This window comes from Polaribacter sp. Hel1_33_96 (genome assembly GCF_002846595.1).
Taxonomy (GTDB): Bacteria; Bacteroidota; Bacteroidia; order Flavobacteriales; family Flavobacteriaceae; genus Polaribacter.
The window spans coordinates 2,303,766-2,319,971 of the sequence record NZ_PJMV01000001.1; the positions used below are offsets into that span (position 1 = coordinate 2,303,766).

The 16,206-nt window shown below is 30.7% G+C and carries 19 protein-coding genes; 9 read left to right on the forward strand and 10 right to left on the reverse strand.

Annotated elements, in window-relative coordinates; genetic code table 11:
* Nucleotides 1-582 precede the first annotated feature (582 nt).
* The 6 genes from ATE90_RS10000 to ATE90_RS10020 all read left to right on the forward strand — a co-directional run bounded on the left by ATE90_RS10000 (nt 583) and on the right by ATE90_RS10020 (nt 4,400).
* Nucleotides 583-780 carry a hypothetical protein gene (locus ATE90_RS10000; protein ID WP_036787437.1) on the forward strand — a complete coding sequence of 66 codons (198 nt, stop codon included), beginning with the start codon at nt 583-585 and terminating at the stop codon, nt 778-780.
* A 115-nt stretch (nt 781-895) separates the two neighbouring features.
* Nucleotides 896-1,402, forward strand: a complete 507-nt coding sequence (locus ATE90_RS10005) for a sensor histidine kinase (protein ID WP_036787439.1) — start codon at nt 896-898, stop codon at nt 1,400-1,402.
* On the forward strand, nt 1,395-1,757 hold the full coding sequence (locus ATE90_RS10010; RefSeq protein ID WP_036787442.1) for a response regulator transcription factor: 363 nt from the start codon (nt 1,395-1,397) through the stop codon (nt 1,755-1,757). The genes ATE90_RS10005 and ATE90_RS10010 overlap by 8 nt, the downstream gene beginning before the upstream one ends.
* 68 nt (nt 1,758-1,825) lie before the next feature.
* Nucleotides 1,826-2,023, forward strand: a complete 198-nt coding sequence (locus ATE90_RS10015; protein WP_036787445.1) for a hypothetical protein — start codon at nt 1,826-1,828, stop codon at nt 2,021-2,023.
* A gap of 401 nt (nt 2,024-2,424) precedes the next feature.
* Nucleotides 2,425-2,583 (forward strand): hypothetical protein, encoded by a 159-nt coding sequence (locus ATE90_RS13585; RefSeq protein WP_156105389.1) that lies wholly within the window; start codon nt 2,425-2,427, stop codon nt 2,581-2,583.
* A gap of 836 nt (nt 2,584-3,419) precedes the next feature.
* Complete coding sequence (locus tag ATE90_RS10020) at nt 3,420-4,400, forward strand: magnesium and cobalt transport protein CorA (RefSeq protein ID WP_036787448.1); 981 nt, start codon at nt 3,420-3,422, stop codon at nt 4,398-4,400.
* 27 nt (nt 4,401-4,427) lie between these two features.
* Here ATE90_RS10020 and ATE90_RS10025 read toward each other — a convergent pair whose 3' ends face one another.
* From ATE90_RS10025 to ATE90_RS10050, 6 genes are all read right to left on the reverse strand, one after another.
* A complete protein-coding gene (locus ATE90_RS10025) occupies nt 4,428-5,366 on the reverse strand; it encodes an alpha/beta fold hydrolase (RefSeq protein ID WP_052107579.1) in 939 nt (312 codons plus the stop codon).
* Nucleotides 5,367-5,372: 6 nt separating this feature from the next.
* Nucleotides 5,373-6,122 carry a cyclase family protein gene (locus ATE90_RS10030; RefSeq protein WP_036787451.1) on the reverse strand — a complete coding sequence of 250 codons (750 nt, stop codon included), beginning with the start codon at nt 6,120-6,122 and terminating at the stop codon, nt 5,373-5,375.
* 20 nt (nt 6,123-6,142) lie between these two features.
* On the reverse strand, nt 6,143-7,276 hold the full coding sequence (hemW, locus tag ATE90_RS10035; protein WP_036787454.1) for a radical SAM family heme chaperone HemW: 1,134 nt from the start codon (nt 7,274-7,276) through the stop codon (nt 6,143-6,145).
* 110 nt (nt 7,277-7,386) lie between these two features.
* Entirely contained in the window at nt 7,387-7,941 is a 555-nt protein-coding gene (ruvC, locus tag ATE90_RS10040) for a crossover junction endodeoxyribonuclease RuvC (RefSeq protein WP_036787456.1), read from the reverse strand.
* Between the two features lie 237 nt (nt 7,942-8,178).
* The gene (mnmD, locus tag ATE90_RS10045) at nt 8,179-8,841 is read right to left on the reverse strand and encodes a tRNA (5-methylaminomethyl-2-thiouridine)(34)-methyltransferase MnmD (RefSeq protein WP_101451355.1); all 663 of its coding nucleotides are present in this window, start codon (nt 8,839-8,841) and stop codon (nt 8,179-8,181) included.
* A 30-nt stretch (nt 8,842-8,871) separates the two neighbouring features.
* Nucleotides 8,872-9,384: a DUF4920 domain-containing protein gene (locus tag ATE90_RS10050; RefSeq protein ID WP_036787460.1), complete on the reverse strand. Its 513-nt coding sequence runs from the start codon at nt 9,382-9,384 to the stop codon at nt 8,872-8,874.
* Nucleotides 9,385-9,495: 111 nt separating this feature from the next.
* On the opposite strand from ATE90_RS10050, the gene ATE90_RS10055 reads away from it, so the two are divergent.
* From ATE90_RS10055 to ATE90_RS10065, 3 genes are all read left to right on the forward strand, one after another.
* On the forward strand, nt 9,496-10,551 hold the full coding sequence (locus tag ATE90_RS10055; protein WP_036787463.1) for a branched-chain amino acid aminotransferase: 1,056 nt from the start codon (nt 9,496-9,498) through the stop codon (nt 10,549-10,551).
* An 84-nt stretch (nt 10,552-10,635) separates the two neighbouring features.
* The gene (locus ATE90_RS10060; RefSeq protein ID WP_036787466.1) at nt 10,636-11,328 is read left to right on the forward strand and encodes a hypothetical protein; all 693 of its coding nucleotides are present in this window, start codon (nt 10,636-10,638) and stop codon (nt 11,326-11,328) included.
* Between the two features lie 8 nt (nt 11,329-11,336).
* Nucleotides 11,337-12,263, forward strand: coding sequence for an MBL fold metallo-hydrolase (locus ATE90_RS10065; RefSeq protein WP_036787470.1), 927 nt, complete (start codon nt 11,337-11,339; stop codon nt 12,261-12,263).
* Between the two features lie 391 nt (nt 12,264-12,654).
* Here ATE90_RS10065 and ATE90_RS10070 read toward each other — a convergent pair whose 3' ends face one another.
* The 4 genes from ATE90_RS10070 to ATE90_RS10085 are packed head-to-tail and all read right to left on the reverse strand — an operon-like array spanning nt 12,655 to nt 16,196.
* The gene (locus ATE90_RS10070; RefSeq protein WP_036787473.1) at nt 12,655-13,095 is read right to left on the reverse strand and encodes a heavy-metal-associated domain-containing protein; all 441 of its coding nucleotides are present in this window, start codon (nt 13,093-13,095) and stop codon (nt 12,655-12,657) included.
* Nucleotides 13,096-13,116: 21 nt separating this feature from the next.
* Entirely contained in the window at nt 13,117-14,889 is a 1,773-nt protein-coding gene (locus tag ATE90_RS10075) for an efflux RND transporter periplasmic adaptor subunit (RefSeq protein WP_036787476.1), read from the reverse strand.
* Between the two features lie 3 nt (nt 14,890-14,892).
* Nucleotides 14,893-15,603: a PepSY domain-containing protein gene (locus ATE90_RS10080; protein WP_036787478.1), complete on the reverse strand. Its 711-nt coding sequence runs from the start codon at nt 15,601-15,603 to the stop codon at nt 14,893-14,895.
* Nucleotides 15,604-15,605: 2 nt separating this feature from the next.
* Nucleotides 15,606-16,196: a DUF2911 domain-containing protein gene (locus ATE90_RS10085; RefSeq protein ID WP_036787480.1), complete on the reverse strand. Its 591-nt coding sequence runs from the start codon at nt 16,194-16,196 to the stop codon at nt 15,606-15,608.
* Nucleotides 16,197-16,206 lie beyond the last annotated feature (10 nt).

Below are 16,206 nucleotides of genomic sequence, written 5' to 3' on the forward strand. Positions count from 1 at the left end.
AGGAATCAAGGGCTTCAACGGCTAGTATATAAAACAGTAATTATCAATAAATTTAGACCAAATAATTTTCACTCCTAGGCGTGAAAATGGCCATATTCACGCCTAGGCGTGAAGTTCTTTTGAAACAATTTAACGTATTTTACTTTATTGTTTAAGATTAAGACAAGGATTGATATCTTTCTACCATGAAAGTTCATAATTGGATTCCAACATGACCCATGGAGAAAAAAATATAGAATTGGCAACAGTAAAAATCCAATCTGTGGGGGTTTATGATTTTGAAGTTTAGCCATTTAGTGAGCAGTCCACTTTTCAAATAAGTGGATTGTTTCACTATTCAGTTTTATCGTTTAACAGCCATAAAATTAATGATAAATTAAACAAATTTCCTCACACTTTTAATGCATGACATAAACATGAAAGTAAAAAAATATTCGAGCCAATAGCACTTATTTTTGATATTCTAAGAACAAGCCATAATAACAAAGTAACTTTAAACATGAGCAGTTATTCACCAAGATTAAGAAATTTCTAAGAATTGCATTAATCTTTCTCGGAATTTTATTCAGGCAATATTATATTTTGAGTCGGACAGGAGGTTTTAAAGTTTATAGCAATACAACATCTAATTTAACAACCTTAGAATTGAATTCTAAAAGAGTCGCTTCGAATCTAATGGAACCGAAAATTGGAGATTTTGTTTGCTACAAAGGCCTAAATGGAAGATCAGGAATAATTCAAGAACTCATAGACTTTCCGGAATGGAAAATGAAACTTTAGAACGCCCTTATCTGCTATTAACTTTGCTGCCGGCTCTATTAAAAAATATTGGACAAAGATGTAACCAATTAAAATAACACAAAAACTGAAGAGAATAGGAAATCAAGTATTACATATGACTAAATTGTTTGATGATATTTTAATTATTGGACAGACTGAAGCTAGTAAAAACAAATACAATCCATTAGAGATTAATCTAGGGGGATTTATGTGTGAAATAGTTGATGAAGTAAGTAATGCTATAAAAAACTCGCAGAAATTAATATTAATTGATCCCGAAGAATTAAAAAACGTAACTATTTTTATTGATGAAAAATTAGGACGAAATATTTTTATAAACCTACTTAGTAATGCTGTGAAATTTTCTTCTGAAGACAATTATACCATTATTTCAGTTACCGATTTTGGTATTGGAATTCCTAGAGCAGAGCTTTCAGATATATGTAAACCTTTTGCTAGAGGAAAAAACGTAGATTTAATTCAAGGCTCAGGTCTTGGATTATCGGTTGTAAAAGATGCCATAGATCTTATTGAAGGAAAAATAATTGTTCATAGAAATATTGGAAATGGAACTTTCTTTATTGTAAAAATTCCAAAAAAGCCAAACACATATTATGTATAAAATTTTAATAGTTGAAGATACATTATCCATTAGAGAAGAAATTTTTGATATTCTAACAATGGAGGGATACACCGTTTTTCAGGCTGAAAACGGAGAAATTGGTTTTGAAATGGCTTTAAAAGAAAAGCCAGATCTTATTATTTCTGATATACTCATGCCAGAAATGAACGGTTTTGAAATGTTTGAAAAACTGAATAAAGAGAAGAAAACAAAAAGTATTCCATTAATTTTTCTTTCTGCAAAAGGCGAAAAAAGGGATATTAGAATTGGTATGAATCTTGGAGCCGAAGATTATTTAACAAAACCAGTAAATATTGATGATTTGGTGAGTGTCATCAAAAATAAAATTCAATAATAATTTTGCTTTCGAATAGGTATACTCAAAAAGACAAATTTGAATTAAGATGCATAAAAGCAGGCAAAATGGAGAAAAACTCGATAGTTCAAGAAATATTCAAAGAAAATTGGAATTTAGATAATTTTGGACCTCTTAAAATACCGACTAATAAAATTTTTGTTTCAGAAGATACTAGGGACATATCAGAAGATTCAAAAATTGTTTGGAAGATTGTGCTATTAATCGTTATGATTGTGACATTCTTAATTAGTTATAAAATTTAGTTTAGCATCTGAAGAGTATAAGAATTGTTAAAATATATTCATAAAAGAATTTAATAAACAGGGAATGAAAAAAGAAATACATAAAAAAACAAAAACTCTAACCGTTATTGCAAGAGGTATTTTAATTACACTTTTTGCTGTAGTATCGTTTTTCATATTGTAATGCTTATCCCATAGGAAATTATTAATGCATACGTCTAAATTTTGTTGATAAACGAAATAAGATTTATTTTTAGATTATAAACTAAGAAAATAACCTAATGAACAAGGTGGCATTATAAACTATCTTTGACGCAACAAGTCTGAGATAGTTGAAACTGTAATCATAAAATAACGTTTTATTACTGCAGAGTATAAGAATTGTTCAAATAAACTAATAAGAGAATCTAATAAACAGGGGAATGAAAAATAACAAAAATAACAAAACAGAAACTCTAGCTGCTATTGCAGGAGGTATTTTAATTGCACTTGTTGCTACAGTCGCTTTTTTTATATTATTACCTGCGGTACTTTTTTTCGGCAAAAATATTATTAGTAATGATTATGGCTATAAAATTTGAGATAGCTGATAACGAAAAGAAACAATGAAGAACAACTAAAAGTGTGTGTGATTTTTAGCACCATGATTAGCATTACCTTTATACTTTGCTTTATGTCTTTTTTAATTGCACACAACTAGCCTAAAGAACAAATACTGCATTAGTTACAAAAATATTGCTTTTAACAATTTGCATGATTTATTGCTAGTGAACGCATACTTAATAAAATCTTGACGGCTTTTCTATTCAGTTTATCTTATATGAATTCGTTTCTGAAAGAAGTAATGAAATGATATATAAGCATGAAACATACTTTCTGTTTTTAATTTCGATAATTTATCGCTAAGGTTTAAAATTAATTGTAGATGCCAGCATATAGATGATTGGTTATCTAAAAGAATTATTATCTCCAATACTAAACTGTACGATCGCATTTGATCGAGTACAAGCATTAAAATTTGCTAAAAAACATAGTATGACATTATCTTAACCGATTTATGAATGCCACTAATGGACGGGCACGAATTAAAGACGGCAATGAACAAAATTGAAAACTATTAGTGAAGTTTATATGCTACAGGATTAAATAGCCGTTCAATTTCAATAAAGTATTTGAAAACGTTATGGATTGATACCTGGAGAACTCATTAAAAAGCTAGAAGTAGAAAAAATGAATATAAACCTAACGATTCTAGTTACGTGAACAAACTTTATGAGAAAATGTTCTGTGACTCCTTTTTTTTTGCGATACAAAAATTGCGAAATTATACTATGTGCATAAACTCTTCGTTTTAAAAATCTTTTTTTTCCAATTTAAAAAGTATCTTTATCTATCAAATTTACAACTATTTTATACGATGGAAAATGAATTTTTAGACAATACATCCCTAATTAGCTATTCTAATAATATTTATGAAAAAACTGATTTTACAGCAATTTCAGAAATTAAATTAACAGAAAACAAAGGAGTTATAAAATGGGTAAACACCTATGGCATTCATTACCAAGAAGCTTATAAAAAAGTTATTTATCAAAATAAATTAGACGATTTTTTAATAAAATTATTGAGCGATGAAGAGCATCCCAACAAGGTAATCTTGCTAGATGACTTATTATTTGTTACCACACGTGTTTTAATAACAGAAAGTCAAAAATCAGATTCTGAACAGATGATTTTTATTGTTTCTTCGGATTTTTTATGGTCTATTCAAGAAAAATCGGGTGATTATTTTAATTGGATTCGGGAGCGTTTAGAGGGAAACAAAGGTATTGTTAGAAAGAAGAAAGCTGATTATTTATTGTTTTTATTGTTAGAATCTATTGTTGATAATTATCAGGACACTTATGAAGAAAATGCAGAACTAAGTGCTGATAAGCTAAACTCTACGCACATCAAACCAACTCCAGAATTTACTTCTTTAGTAGAAAAAAGAAAGCAAGAATTATTCAATTTTAAAAAAGCAACTTTGAGCTTAAAAGATACCATTACTAAATTAGAAAAAATGGAAATTGATGGTTTTGAGGTGAAGTATTTTAGCGAATTAAAAGAACAAACTACCAACTTGATTTCTAATATTGATTTTGAATTACAAGAGTTAGAAAGCAAAATAAATTTAATTTTTAGTATACAAGGTCATCGTTTAAATGAAGTAATGAAAACATTGACTATTTTTTCCGTCATTTTTATTCCGTTAACTTTTTTAGCAGGAATTTACGGAATGAACTTTGAGAATATTCCAGAACTTAAATTTAAATACAGCTACTTTATTTTACTAGCAGCTATGGTAATTATTACCCTTATTTCTGTTTGGTATTTTAAAAGAAAGAAGTGGTTTTAGTTGATTAGTTTTGAAAAAAAGAAGAGCCTAATACTCCAAAAAACCATTCAAAGCCTCCAAACTTTCAGCTGGATTTTCTTCCATAGGCACATGACCAGAATTTTCTAAAATAACTAATTTAGAATTTGTTAGCATACGGTCCATTTGTTTGCCATTATCCAATGGAATCCAAGAATCTTGAGCTCCCCAAATTAATAATGAAGGAGTTTGTATACTTTTTAGTTTTTCTAAATTTGCTTTTGCCCCTAATTTAAAATCAGTTTTTGCTCTGTCTATAAAGGCTTGTCTGTTACCCACTCTCAAAGCCATTTTATGATACCGCGTAATTATAGCATCTGTAACCTTACTATTATCTGCATATACTTCTTCCATATTTTTTTTAATAAAAAACTTCGGTGTAACATACAAAAACAAGGAACTTAACACAGGTGTTTTTGCCATCTTAAATACAGCAGGCTGTGGTTTATTTGTTGGTAAGCCACTTGCATCAATTAAAATCAATTTTTCTATTTGTTCAGGATGTTCAGCGGCATAGTTCCACGCAATATTACCTCCTAAAGAATTACCTGCCAAATGAAATTTAGCAACATTTATTTTCATCAAAAACTGTTGTAAAAAATACGTGTAATTTTCTATGGAATAATCTGCATTTTTGTTGGGACCTGTAATTCCGAATGCTGGCAAATCCATTCTAATAACTCTATATTTTTTTTTGAGGTCTTTTGTCCAGTCATTCCAAGTATGCAAGGAAGAGGCAGTACCATGCACTAAAACGATCGGAAAACCCTGCCCTTCGTCTCTGTAATGCACTTGCATTCCATCAATTTCTATAAATTTAGAAGCTTCGTTTGTGTATTCCTTTTTTAATTCTTCTAAAGAAACATCTGAGTATATAGCGCCCTTTATTAGCATTATGGTTATTACTGCAACTGCATAGAAAATATATCTCTTTTTAAAATTTTTCATAATAAATTACTTCATAATTTTATATAGCATGGGCTTACTGGGTGTAGCATCATTTTCAAAAGGAGCAATCATTAAATTCAATAAATACTCTCCATCTTCAACAGTATTTGGAACGTATATAAGCTCTGTAATTGTGGCATCCATTCTTACTTCTCCTGCTGTATTCCAAAAAGCATTATGAGCCAATAATTTTCCTTCATCTTTTTCTTTATCTACAGAAGGGAGATCAATTAACAAGTGTTTAATTCCTTTTTCTCTTAAATAGATAGCCCCTTTTTCAGATAAATACGTTGGATTTGTATTTGAATACTGCATACTCTTTTTATCCTCTAAATTGGGCAATGTACGAATTACGATAGCATCCCGTTTCTTGTTTCGTAAGGCAGTTCTCAATTGTTTTACTCCAATTAGAAAATCTCCATTATGATGCAAAGGAGCTATTGTAACTACCTCAGCAACAAAGAAATAATGTTTTAAGTTTTTATTAATAGAATGCACTTTTTCAGTGATATGCCCTACACATTCTGTATGTGTAACATGTGCATGAGGATTAAAATGAATGGTATTAAAATTAACTACTGCACCATTTGCAACACTTACCTCATAATCATCTATTTTTTCAGGAGCAATTTTTGGATCCTCGATATACCAAGCATTTACATTTTGTTTTGAAGTATCTATAGGTATAGAAATATCTAGAGGTTTTGATACATCGATTTGTATTTTTCTTGAGTTGTATTCAATAATTGCTTTCATTTGTGGTATAAATTACTTTTTTAAATCAAGTTTATCATAAATAAATCGGATGCAATTCCATCAGATAAAAACTTTCCTTTATGGGTTGTTTTTAAAACTTTATTTTCAATATACAATAATTTTTGTTCAATGTATTTTTTCGATTGCATCTTTAAATATTTCGTGTAATTTTCTCCAAAATCTGTATCAATTTTATTGAAAGAAACTCCCCAAATTGTGCGTAAACCAGTCATAACATATTCATTATATCTATCTGTAACAGAAAGCGTTTCTCTTTGAATCGGCAAATCGTTTTGGGCAATACTTTTAATATATTTTGTGTTATTTTGTACATTCCAACTTCTCCGCTTACCATCAAAAGAATGCGCGGAGGGTCCGATACCCAAATAGCTTTTCCCTAACCAATAAGAAGAATTATTTTTGCTAAAGAAATTTTCTTTTCCAAAATTAGAAGTTTCGTAATGTATAAAATTAGCTTTGGTTAATTCATCAATTAAAATATTGAATTGTGCTTCTGCTTTATCCTCATCTACATTTTTAATAACTCCTTTCTCTATAAAACGTTCTAAAGCTGTTTCAGGCTCTACCGTAAGTGCATAACTAGAAATGTGTGACACTCCGAAACTTAAAGTAATTTTTATATTTTCACACCATTCTTGATCTGTACAATCTGGAACGCCATAAATTAAATCTACCGAAATATTATCGAAATATCGCGTTGCTATAGACAAAGATTCTCTTGCTTCTTGTGCGTTGTGCGCTCGATTCATCAATTTTAAATCTTTCTCAAAAAAAGATTGAATTCCGATACTTAGTCTATTGATCGGTGATTTCGAAAATTCAATGATTTTAACTTCTGATAAATCATCAGGATTTGCTTCTAAAGTAATTTCTGGATGATCGATAACTGCATGATTTTTATAAATAGCATCCAATAACAATTGAATTTCATTCACCGATAAAACGCTAGGAGTGCCACCTCCAAAATAAATTGTTTCAATGATTTCGTTTTGTATTTCAGCTTTTCTTAATTCGATTTCAAGAATTAAAGCAGCAATCATTTCTTCTTTCTTTTTTAGAGATGTTGAAAAATGAAAGTTGCAATAAAAACAAGCTTGCTTGCAAAATGGTATGTGAATGTAGATTCCGGCCAATATAATTTTAAGTTTACAGTTTAAGTTTGCAGTTTAAGTTTGCAGTTGCTTAACTGCCAATTCACTGGAGTTATTAATCTTCTAACTCATGAACTTACTTATTTTAAATATTATTTCTTAACTCGTTTTTCATTTTGTTTCACAAAGCTCGCCCAACCTGTGTAGCTTTTACCTCCAACTACCTTTCCTGAATTATAAAAATGACAAACTGCTGCTGCTAAACCATCTGTGGCATCCAAATTTTTGGGCAGGGTCTGTAAATTTAATAAAGATTTTAACATTAAAGCTACCTGTTCTTTACTAGCATTTCCATTTCCTGTAATTGCCATTTTAATTTTCTTTGGCAAATATTCTGTAATTGGTATTTCTCTGGACAAGCCTGCGGCCATCGCAACTCCTTGCGCTCTGCCTAACTTTAACATAGATTGCACATTTTTTCCAAAAAAAGGTGCTTCAATAGCAATTTCATCTGGATTGTAAGTGTCTATCAATTCAATTGTGCGCTCAAAAATAAGCTTTAGTTTTAGGTAATGGTCGTCATATTTTTTAAGAAGTAATTCATTCATCTGAATAAACTCCATCTTTTTACCCACTATTTTTATAAGTCCAAAACCCATAATGGTCGTTCCGGGATCAATGCCTAAAATAATTTTTTCTACTACCACGATTTCAAATTAATTTTTCTACCATTAAAACAATGCATTCATTATTTCGTCTGCCTTAAACCAAAGAACGACTACAATAACTAATAGTAAAACAAGCAATAATCCTTTTGTAGGTTTTGATTCTTTCTGTCTACCAAACTTTCTTTTAAATTCCATTTGTATCTGTAATTAATATAATAAGCAAATCTAGTCATTCTTCAAAGACCCAACTAAATTGCCATTTATAAATGAACACTGCTAAACGCCCACCACTTTTCTTGCCCTTAGCATTTCTCTTTTTCCCGGAGGACCAGGTAAACGTTCTACGACAAAACCTACAGCCTGCATGGCTCTTCTTACACTTCCTTTAGCTGAATAAGTAACTAAAATTCCGTCATTTTTTAATGCATTATACATTTTTAAAAAAATATCTTCAGTCCATAATTGTGGTTGAACACGAGCGCCAAATGCATCAAAATAAATTAAATTGAAAGTATCTTTATCATCAATATCTTCAAAAAATTGTTTTCTTTTTGTGAGTGAAAAATCATTTGTAATCTGATGTTTTTCATTCCAAGAAACATTATGTATTTTACTAAAAACTGTGCGATCTTTTTCAGCATCTAACACAGCTATAAAATTCATTTTTTCAACTTCTTCAGCAATAACAGGATAAGCTTCTACACCGACATAATCAATTAATCTTTTACTTTCTAAATACGTAATAAAACAATTTAAACCAGTACCAAAACCTATTTCTAGAATGGAAACTTCATCAGATAAAACTTCTTTTAATCCACTATTAATAAAAACATGATACGTTTCATTAATGGAACCATTTTTGGAATGATATTGTTCATTCCAATCTGGTAAATGGATGGTTGAAGAACCATCTGAAGTAATTAATATTTCTCTTTTCATACGTATTGAGTTAATATTTGTTTTAAGTCTTTATATTTTTTTCATTAAAACGCCATTCGCTTCAAAAGAAAATTCAGTTTTAGGTGCTGTAATTTTTGCAATTTCTTCTTTGGTTTTACCCGCATCTTCTGCATAATGTTGTAATTCTTTTACAGAAGTTTTTTGCACAAAAGCCTTACCTTCAACAATAACTTCTCTATCATTAGCATCTAAAGGCATAAAAAAACCATAATCTTTAAAACGCACCATGGTTTCAGTCTTATCATCTAAAAGTAATTTCATCCAACAGCCTTTTTTAGAACAAACTTCCTTTATGGTCGAAGAAAATTTCATATTAATTGTATCACCTACTTTCAAATCGTAATACTTTGCTAACATTTCATCTGAATTTAATGCTGCATCTTTTGTTATTTTAGTTCCAAAAGAATCAAACGCTATAATTTCTTGCACTAACTCTTGCTTTGTTTCATTGGCTACTTTTTCATTTTTACACCCTGTAAAAATCAACAAAGTAACTGCACAAAATTTAATCAAATTTTTCATCGTATTCAAATTTAGTAGAATTACTACAAATGTAAGAAAATTGCAAGTGCTCATAGACAATGGATAAATAAATTATGTACATTTGTTTCTGAAATTAATCAACAAAAAAGAATGAAATCGAAGATAGAAATTCAACGTGTAGAAAAATCGAAGATAGACTCTGTAGATTTTGATAATTTACCTTTCGGTAGTGTGTATTCTGATCACATGCTAGAATGTGATTTTAAGAATGGTGAATGGCAAACTCCGGTAATTAAACCATACTCGCCAATAACTTTAGATCCTTCTGCCAAAATTTTTCATTACGGACAATCTATTTTTGAAGGGATGAAAGCCTACAAAGATGCTGATGAAAATATGATGCTTTTTAGACCCTTAGAAAATTGTAAGCGTTTAAATAAATCTGCGGAACGTTTGGTTATTCCTCCAATCCCTGAAGATATTTTCATGGAAGGTTTAACGAAACTACTGGAGGTTGATAGCGATTGGATTCCTAAAAATGAGGGAAGTTCCTTATACATAAGACCATTTATATTTGCTTCAGGTAATGGTTTTCATGCTTCACCTGCAGATGCTTACAAATTTATAATTTGTACAGCTCCTTCTGGTGCTTATTTTGCTGGTAAAGTAAAAGTTTTAATTGAAGAAAAATTTGCACGTGCTGCAAATGGTGGTGTTGGTTTTGCCAAAGCTGGCGGTAATTACGCCGCACAATTTTACCCAACTCAATTGGCAATAGAAAAAGGATACAATCAGGTAATTTGGACCGATGACAATACCCACCAATTTATAGAAGAAGCAGGTGCAATGAATATTTTTATCAGAATAAATGATACTTTAATTACGAGCCCAACAAGCGATCGTATTTTAGATGGCATTACTCGTAAAAGTATTTTGCAAATTGCAAAAGACGCTGGTATTAGCACAGAGGTTCGAAAAATTTCTGTAGGAGAAGTTGTAGAAGCTGCTAAAAATGGAACGTTGAAAGAAATGTTCGGAACCGGAACTGCTGCCGTAATATCGCCAATAGCCGGTTTTGGATATCAAGAAAAAGATTATGACTTACCAGAGTTAGACAATCCTTTTGCGGCGCAACTAAAAAAACAAATAACAGATATACAAACAAACAAAGCAAAGGATTTTTATGGATGGCGAGTTTTTGTGTAGTTTTAAAAAGTATTAAAATAGTTAAAAAGCATCAATTTAATAATTGATGCTTTTTTTGTAGATTTAAAAATTATATACTGTTTCATGAAAAATATATTTTCTGCATTTTTAATTATGTTTATTTTCTCTTGTTCAAAGAAACAACCGTATTTAGAATATCAAAAAAAAGCAATAAATTTAAGGAACAATATTACCGTTTTTAACAATCGTAATGAAACCATTAGCTTTGATTTTGGAATGTGGATGTTTAATGAAAGAAAACTAGAAGTAGATGCTATTGCAAACTGGATAGGCATAAAACAAAAAGGCAAAAGTATTTTAGAACCTATTAACATAATTTGGGTCGATTACAAAGCTAATACTAAGAATGAAGCACGAGAAAATATCACCACCTTTTTAAATGCCAACGATTTTCTTATCAGAAATGGATCGTCTGTTGGTTATTACGGGTTATTTGAAAACAATAATTGGATACCGCAATACAAAGAAACATGGTCAGATAAAGAAGACCCAAAAACAATCAATAATCATGGAAGAATTTTTCCCGCACATAAAATAACAAGTAATTTAAATAACCCTGTTTTCGTGTCTACTGGAGCTTTCAGTATTGAGGACGAACTGCATTATCTTGTTTCTTTTAATGAAGCTTTAAAGAAAATGAAGGAAACTAAAGAATGGAAAGTTTTTAGAAATAGGTTTAAAGCAGCTAATATCATTCAAGAAAACAATTACACAACCTTTGACCATGAAGGCATAATAGTCTTTGTCCTAAATTAAGAATAAGGATGATAAAAAAACTAATTTATTTTAGCATTGCATTAAGTTTATTTACCTGCAATGAAAGAACAGAACTCAAACAATACATCACTATTTTAGGAGTTGCGCAAGATGGAGGTTACCCCCATATTGGTTGTCAAAAAATATGTTGTGCTGATTTTTACGATGAAAAAAAAGACAGAAAAAGTGTCGTTTCTTTGGGTTTGATTGATTTAGAGAATCAACAAAAATGGTTGTTTGAAGCTACTCCTGATATGCATACCCAATTAGCGAAGTTGGAACAAAATCATCTTAAAAAATCAGCCATTATTGATGGCGTATTTTTAACACATGCTCATATTGGACATTATACCGGCCTAATGTATTTCGGACGAGAAGCTTATGGTAAAAAAAACATTCCTGTTTTTACAATGCCAAAAATGAAAAATTTTTTAACGAATAACGGTCCATGGAGTCAGTTGGTTTCTCTTCAAAATATTGTTCTTAAAAATTTACAGCACGATTCTACCATGGTTTTAAATCAGAAACTAAAAGTAACGCCTTTTTTAGTGCCACATAGAGATGAATTTTCTGAAACTGTAGGTTACAAAATTGAAGGTTCAAAAAAAACAGCTTTGTTTATACCCGATATTGATAAATGGAAAACATGGCATAAAAATATTATTGAAGAAGTTAAAAAAATAGATTATGCTTTTTTAGATGCCACTTTTTTAAATCAGTATGAAGTAAAAAGAGCTATGTCTGAAGTTCCTCATCCATTCGTGCAAGAAACTACAACCTTATTTCAACACGAAACTTTAGCTACTAAAAATAAAATTATTTTTATTCATTTTAACCATACAAATCCTGCACTGCAAGAAAATAGCAAAGAACGAAAGCGAATTGAAAAGCTAGGTTTTCGTTTTGCCAACGAAAATGATAATTTTGACTTGTAAATAAGTCTATTTTTAATCACTATCCCACTGAAATATTGGATATATAACTTCCTAATTCATGTAAATGAGGCCATTAAGAATCTACTAAGATTATGAGTTTTACATTATTGATAGAAAATGGAATTGTTTAATTATTTCTAAGCCCAAAACACCACTCAAAGAGAATTAATAATTGAAATATTTGAACTCAATGAATTTGCGAAGACATATTCAAAAAACATATGCCAGCATTGATTAAAGAATACATTCAAAAAGACTTAAATCATAAGATATTCCATATTACAAAACACTTACTAAAAAAAGAGGCTGCAAACCGCAAATAGCTAAAAAAAAAGCTTAGGATTGTAAAAAAAAATTAAGAGCCCTAAAAAGGACTCTTAATTTTTAGTTTCTAATGATTGTGGTTTGAATGGTCATCTTCTTTCATTTCAACAGCTTGATTCATTACCATTTCGTGGTCGTATTTGCAACAACCTGGCAAACCTTCGTAAGCTTCTGCATTTCCCAAAACTTTTTCAGTATCATAACCAGACGCCGCAATTGCTTTATGAATTGCCTCTGAATTTGTTTTTGTATCATCAAAAGACACCTCAATTTTCTTTTTATCAACATTCCAAGTTGCCTTCGCAACTCCTTCAACACCATTGGCTGCTTTTTCGATGGTATTTTTACACATTCCGCAGTTTCCTCTCACTCCAAAAGACAGGTCTGTCATAGCTATTTCTTTAGATACTTCGGTAGTTGATGTTACTTCTTTTTGTTTGGTTTCGTTTTTGCAACTTATCAAACTCATCGCTATTATTACAGCTACACTCAAAATTACTTTCTTCATTATTTAAAAATTTAATTAATATTATTCTATCACTTGTTTTACTTCTCCACAGTTTAGCATTACACTCCCAAAATAAGGATTAATTACTTTTTTTTCTTTACTCAGCCAAAATGCACCATTATTATTATCTGCCATAGGACAAAATTGATGATATACCTTTTCATTAATCCCAAATACCTCAATCGCATTCGTTAAGCCTAATGAAAGACTTTTGAAATTATTTCTTTGTCGTTTTATTTTAGCTGTGTTTAAAATTGAAGTTGCTGCTATTTTTATTTCTTTTTCCAATGACATCCAGTGCTTCTGAGCTTCTTTATCTGTTACTAGTTTCATCTCAACTTTTGATAATTTATCTAATAGTCTTTTTGATTCTATAATTACATTATTTGAATCCTCTTTTACGAAAGCATCCTTCAACTTAATATAATCATCAAAAACTGCTTTCAATTGGTTTTGAAAGGCAACTGACACTTTTACGCGTTCACTCCCCTTGGAATACTTCTCAACGTTTTTTGAAGCAGTTTCTTCCATTCCAAGATGTCCCTCATGACCTGTCATCACTCTCTTGCCTTCTTTATTCATCATTGATTTTTTTCCTTGTAATTGCGCTGCTGCATCCACGGTGAACGCACCGTTTGTTACTATTTCGTCGCCATTATTCAAACCTTCTAAAACCTCATAATTATCACCAATTTGATTGCCTAGCGTAATTTCACGCATTTCAAAAACAGGCTGGTCAGGATTTGGTTTTACATACACCACAGAACGTTCACCTGTCCATAAAACCGCAGTTGATGGAATTGCTAATACTTGACCTTTATTTGATGTGATTCCTTTTATTTTTCCCTCTACAAATTGTCCTGGCTTAAATACATCAGATTTATTGTTAAGTACAACTCTTAATTTTATGGTTCTCGTTCTAGTATCTAAAACAGGATCTATAAAATCTACATTTCCTTTAAATTCTTTATTAGCGCTCGTATTGGTAGTTATGGTAATGTCTTGACCTTTTTTAAATAAGTTGATTTGATTTTCATACACATCAAAATTTGCCCAAACGGTACTTAGATTTGCAATTTTAAGTAACGATTGCCCTTGTTTGATATAATCGCCTTGTGCTACTAATTTTTCTGAAACGGTTCCAGAAACGTTTGCATACACAGGGAAGTTTTCTTTTACTTTACCCGTTTCTTCAATTTTATTTATCTGACTTTCAGACAATTTCCAAAGTTTTAGTTTATTACGCACTGCTTTGTATAATTCAGGCTGCGATTCTTTCAACGATGCTGCTATTATTAATTCCTGCTGCGCTGCATATAATTCTGGGGAATAGATGGTTGCCAGTAGTTGACCTTTCTGCACTTCTTCACCCGTGAAACTTACATTAAGTTGCTCTAGTCTCCCTGAAAAATAACTGACCTGAACGGCATTAGCTTCTTCATTTTCTACAATCTTTCCAGATAATTTAATAGTGTTATCTTCTATTTTACCATTTCCGACAACAGACGTTTGGATGTTCGCCAATGCCATTGCATTTTCAGTAAGCTTAAATTGGTCTACTCTTAATCCTTCAGAAGTACTTGTCGCAGGAATTAAGTCCATTCCACAAATAGGACAATTACCAGCTTCTTGTTGCATAATCTGTGGATGCATTGAGCACGTCCACATTTTATTCGTTTCTTGAATTGTATCGTGATTAGGATTTGTTTCATTATTAGATGAACCGCCAAAAAGGAACCAACCTAAAAGTAAGCCAATAGCTAATATTACAACATAAATTAGTATCTTTTTCATCTCTTATTTTTTATTTCGTTTAAATAACTTTTTAACTGATGGTGATGATGTAAACCAAAGCAAGAATCCGCTTAATACAGTGATCAGTCCTAAAAGCGAAAAGGCTCTTAATATAATTGTATTAAAGTTATCTCTCCCTTCATAGTCCATTGTATGTGTCATCCATAAAAAATCAAACCAACGCCAAGCTCTATATCTTACTGTTTGAAATTTTCCATCATTAATAGATACATAAGCCTTAATTGCTTCATCTGTTTTATACGAGATTACATAAGCTGGTAAAAGTTTCTCTCTATACTCGTGGTGTTTGCCTGTTTCATTAATCTGTTCAATAGACGCTACTACTAATCCACTTTTTAGATTGAGCTTTGCTATATATAAAGCTTCTTCTTTTGTGATTTTAGTTTTTAAACTCCCATCAATCGCATTATATAGCTGCTTTTTGTTAATCCAATAATATGGCAAATTATTAATGTCCCTCAATTCAATAGTTTTAACTCCTTTTGAAACATTAAGTTCTGATGGACTAATAAGGTCATTAAATGCCTTAGGTTCATATTCCAAGTTTTTAAATTGGTCTCCATGAATCTCATCAATATCTGTCCAACTAAAGTATAGACCACTAATGGTCCAAAACAAGAATTGAATCCCGAGAAACAGACCCAAATAACGATGTGTTTTTCTAATTTTTAATGCTGTATGCCTATTTACCATAATTAGTTATTAATTTTAAAAGGAAAGCTAATTGTTACCTTTTCCCAGGCTAGAGAAATAGTGCCTTCTGTTGCACTAATTTTATTTACTTTATAGTCTAAATGCTCGGTAATTTCTTCAGAAATATTTGGTGTTACTTTAAATCGAATAACATCATCATTCTGATCATAATCATCTTTACCGTGTTGATTCCAATTTTTATTAATCATTATAGTCCAATCGTCTTTCGATGGAATTGTAAAAAATCCATATTTTCCTTTTGGTAGCAGCTCTTCATTTATAACTAAATCTTTATTAGTTTCTATCCACGTGGCATTATGTGCACCAGCTTGCCACACATTGTCATAACCAACTAATCCTCCAAAAACAATTCTACCTCTAACTCCCGGTGATGAGTAATCTATATGAATATGAGCATCCCCAATCATTGCCATAGCAGATGTATGCGGACTTAATACTTTCTTTTTTGGTGCTTCTTCTTTTTTTACTGGGGTAACATGATTTTCATGTTGCTCTTTATCGGTTTGTTTTGTTTCATTTTTACAACTCAAAACTGATAGTATTACTGCAAGTACTATTATTAAATTCTTCATGATTATATAA

Excerpts from the sequence above, each read along its gene's own strand:
- ATE90_RS10005 (WP_036787439.1), top strand. The coding sequence starts at position 896 with ATGACTAAATTGTTTGATGATATTTTAATTATTGGACAGACTGAAGCT.
- ATE90_RS10010 (WP_036787442.1), top strand. The coding sequence starts at position 1,395 with ATGTATAAAATTTTAATAGTTGAAGATACATTATCCATTAGAGAAGAA.
- ATE90_RS10015 (WP_036787445.1), top strand. The coding sequence starts at position 1,826 with ATGGAGAAAAACTCGATAGTTCAAGAAATATTCAAAGAAAATTGGAAT.
- ATE90_RS13585 (WP_156105389.1), top strand. The coding sequence starts at position 2,425 with ATGAAAAATAACAAAAATAACAAAACAGAAACTCTAGCTGCTATTGCA.
- ATE90_RS10020 (WP_036787448.1), top strand. The coding sequence starts at position 3,420 with ATGGAAAATGAATTTTTAGACAATACATCCCTAATTAGCTATTCTAAT.
- ATE90_RS10025 (WP_052107579.1), bottom strand. The coding sequence starts at position 5,366 with ATGAAAAATTTTAAAAAGAGATATATTTTCTATGCAGTTGCAGTAATA.
- ATE90_RS10030 (WP_036787451.1), bottom strand. The coding sequence starts at position 6,122 with ATGAAAGCAATTATTGAATACAACTCAAGAAAAATACAAATCGATGTA.
- mnmD (WP_101451355.1), bottom strand. The coding sequence starts at position 8,841 with ATGAAAAGAGAAATATTAATTACTTCAGATGGTTCTTCAACCATCCAT.
- ATE90_RS10050 (WP_036787460.1), bottom strand. The coding sequence starts at position 9,384 with ATGAAAAATTTGATTAAATTTTGTGCAGTTACTTTGTTGATTTTTACA.
- ATE90_RS10055 (WP_036787463.1), top strand. The coding sequence starts at position 9,496 with ATGAAATCGAAGATAGAAATTCAACGTGTAGAAAAATCGAAGATAGAC.
- ATE90_RS10060 (WP_036787466.1), top strand. The coding sequence starts at position 10,636 with ATGAAAAATATATTTTCTGCATTTTTAATTATGTTTATTTTCTCTTGT.
- ATE90_RS10065 (WP_036787470.1), top strand. The coding sequence starts at position 11,337 with ATGATAAAAAAACTAATTTATTTTAGCATTGCATTAAGTTTATTTACC.
- ATE90_RS10070 (WP_036787473.1), bottom strand. The coding sequence starts at position 13,095 with ATGAAGAAAGTAATTTTGAGTGTAGCTGTAATAATAGCGATGAGTTTG.
- ATE90_RS10075 (WP_036787476.1), bottom strand. The coding sequence starts at position 14,889 with ATGAAAAAGATACTAATTTATGTTGTAATATTAGCTATTGGCTTACTT.
- ATE90_RS10080 (WP_036787478.1), bottom strand. The coding sequence starts at position 15,603 with ATGGTAAATAGGCATACAGCATTAAAAATTAGAAAAACACATCGTTAT.
- ATE90_RS10085 (WP_036787480.1), bottom strand. The coding sequence starts at position 16,196 with ATGAAGAATTTAATAATAGTACTTGCAGTAATACTATCAGTTTTGAGT.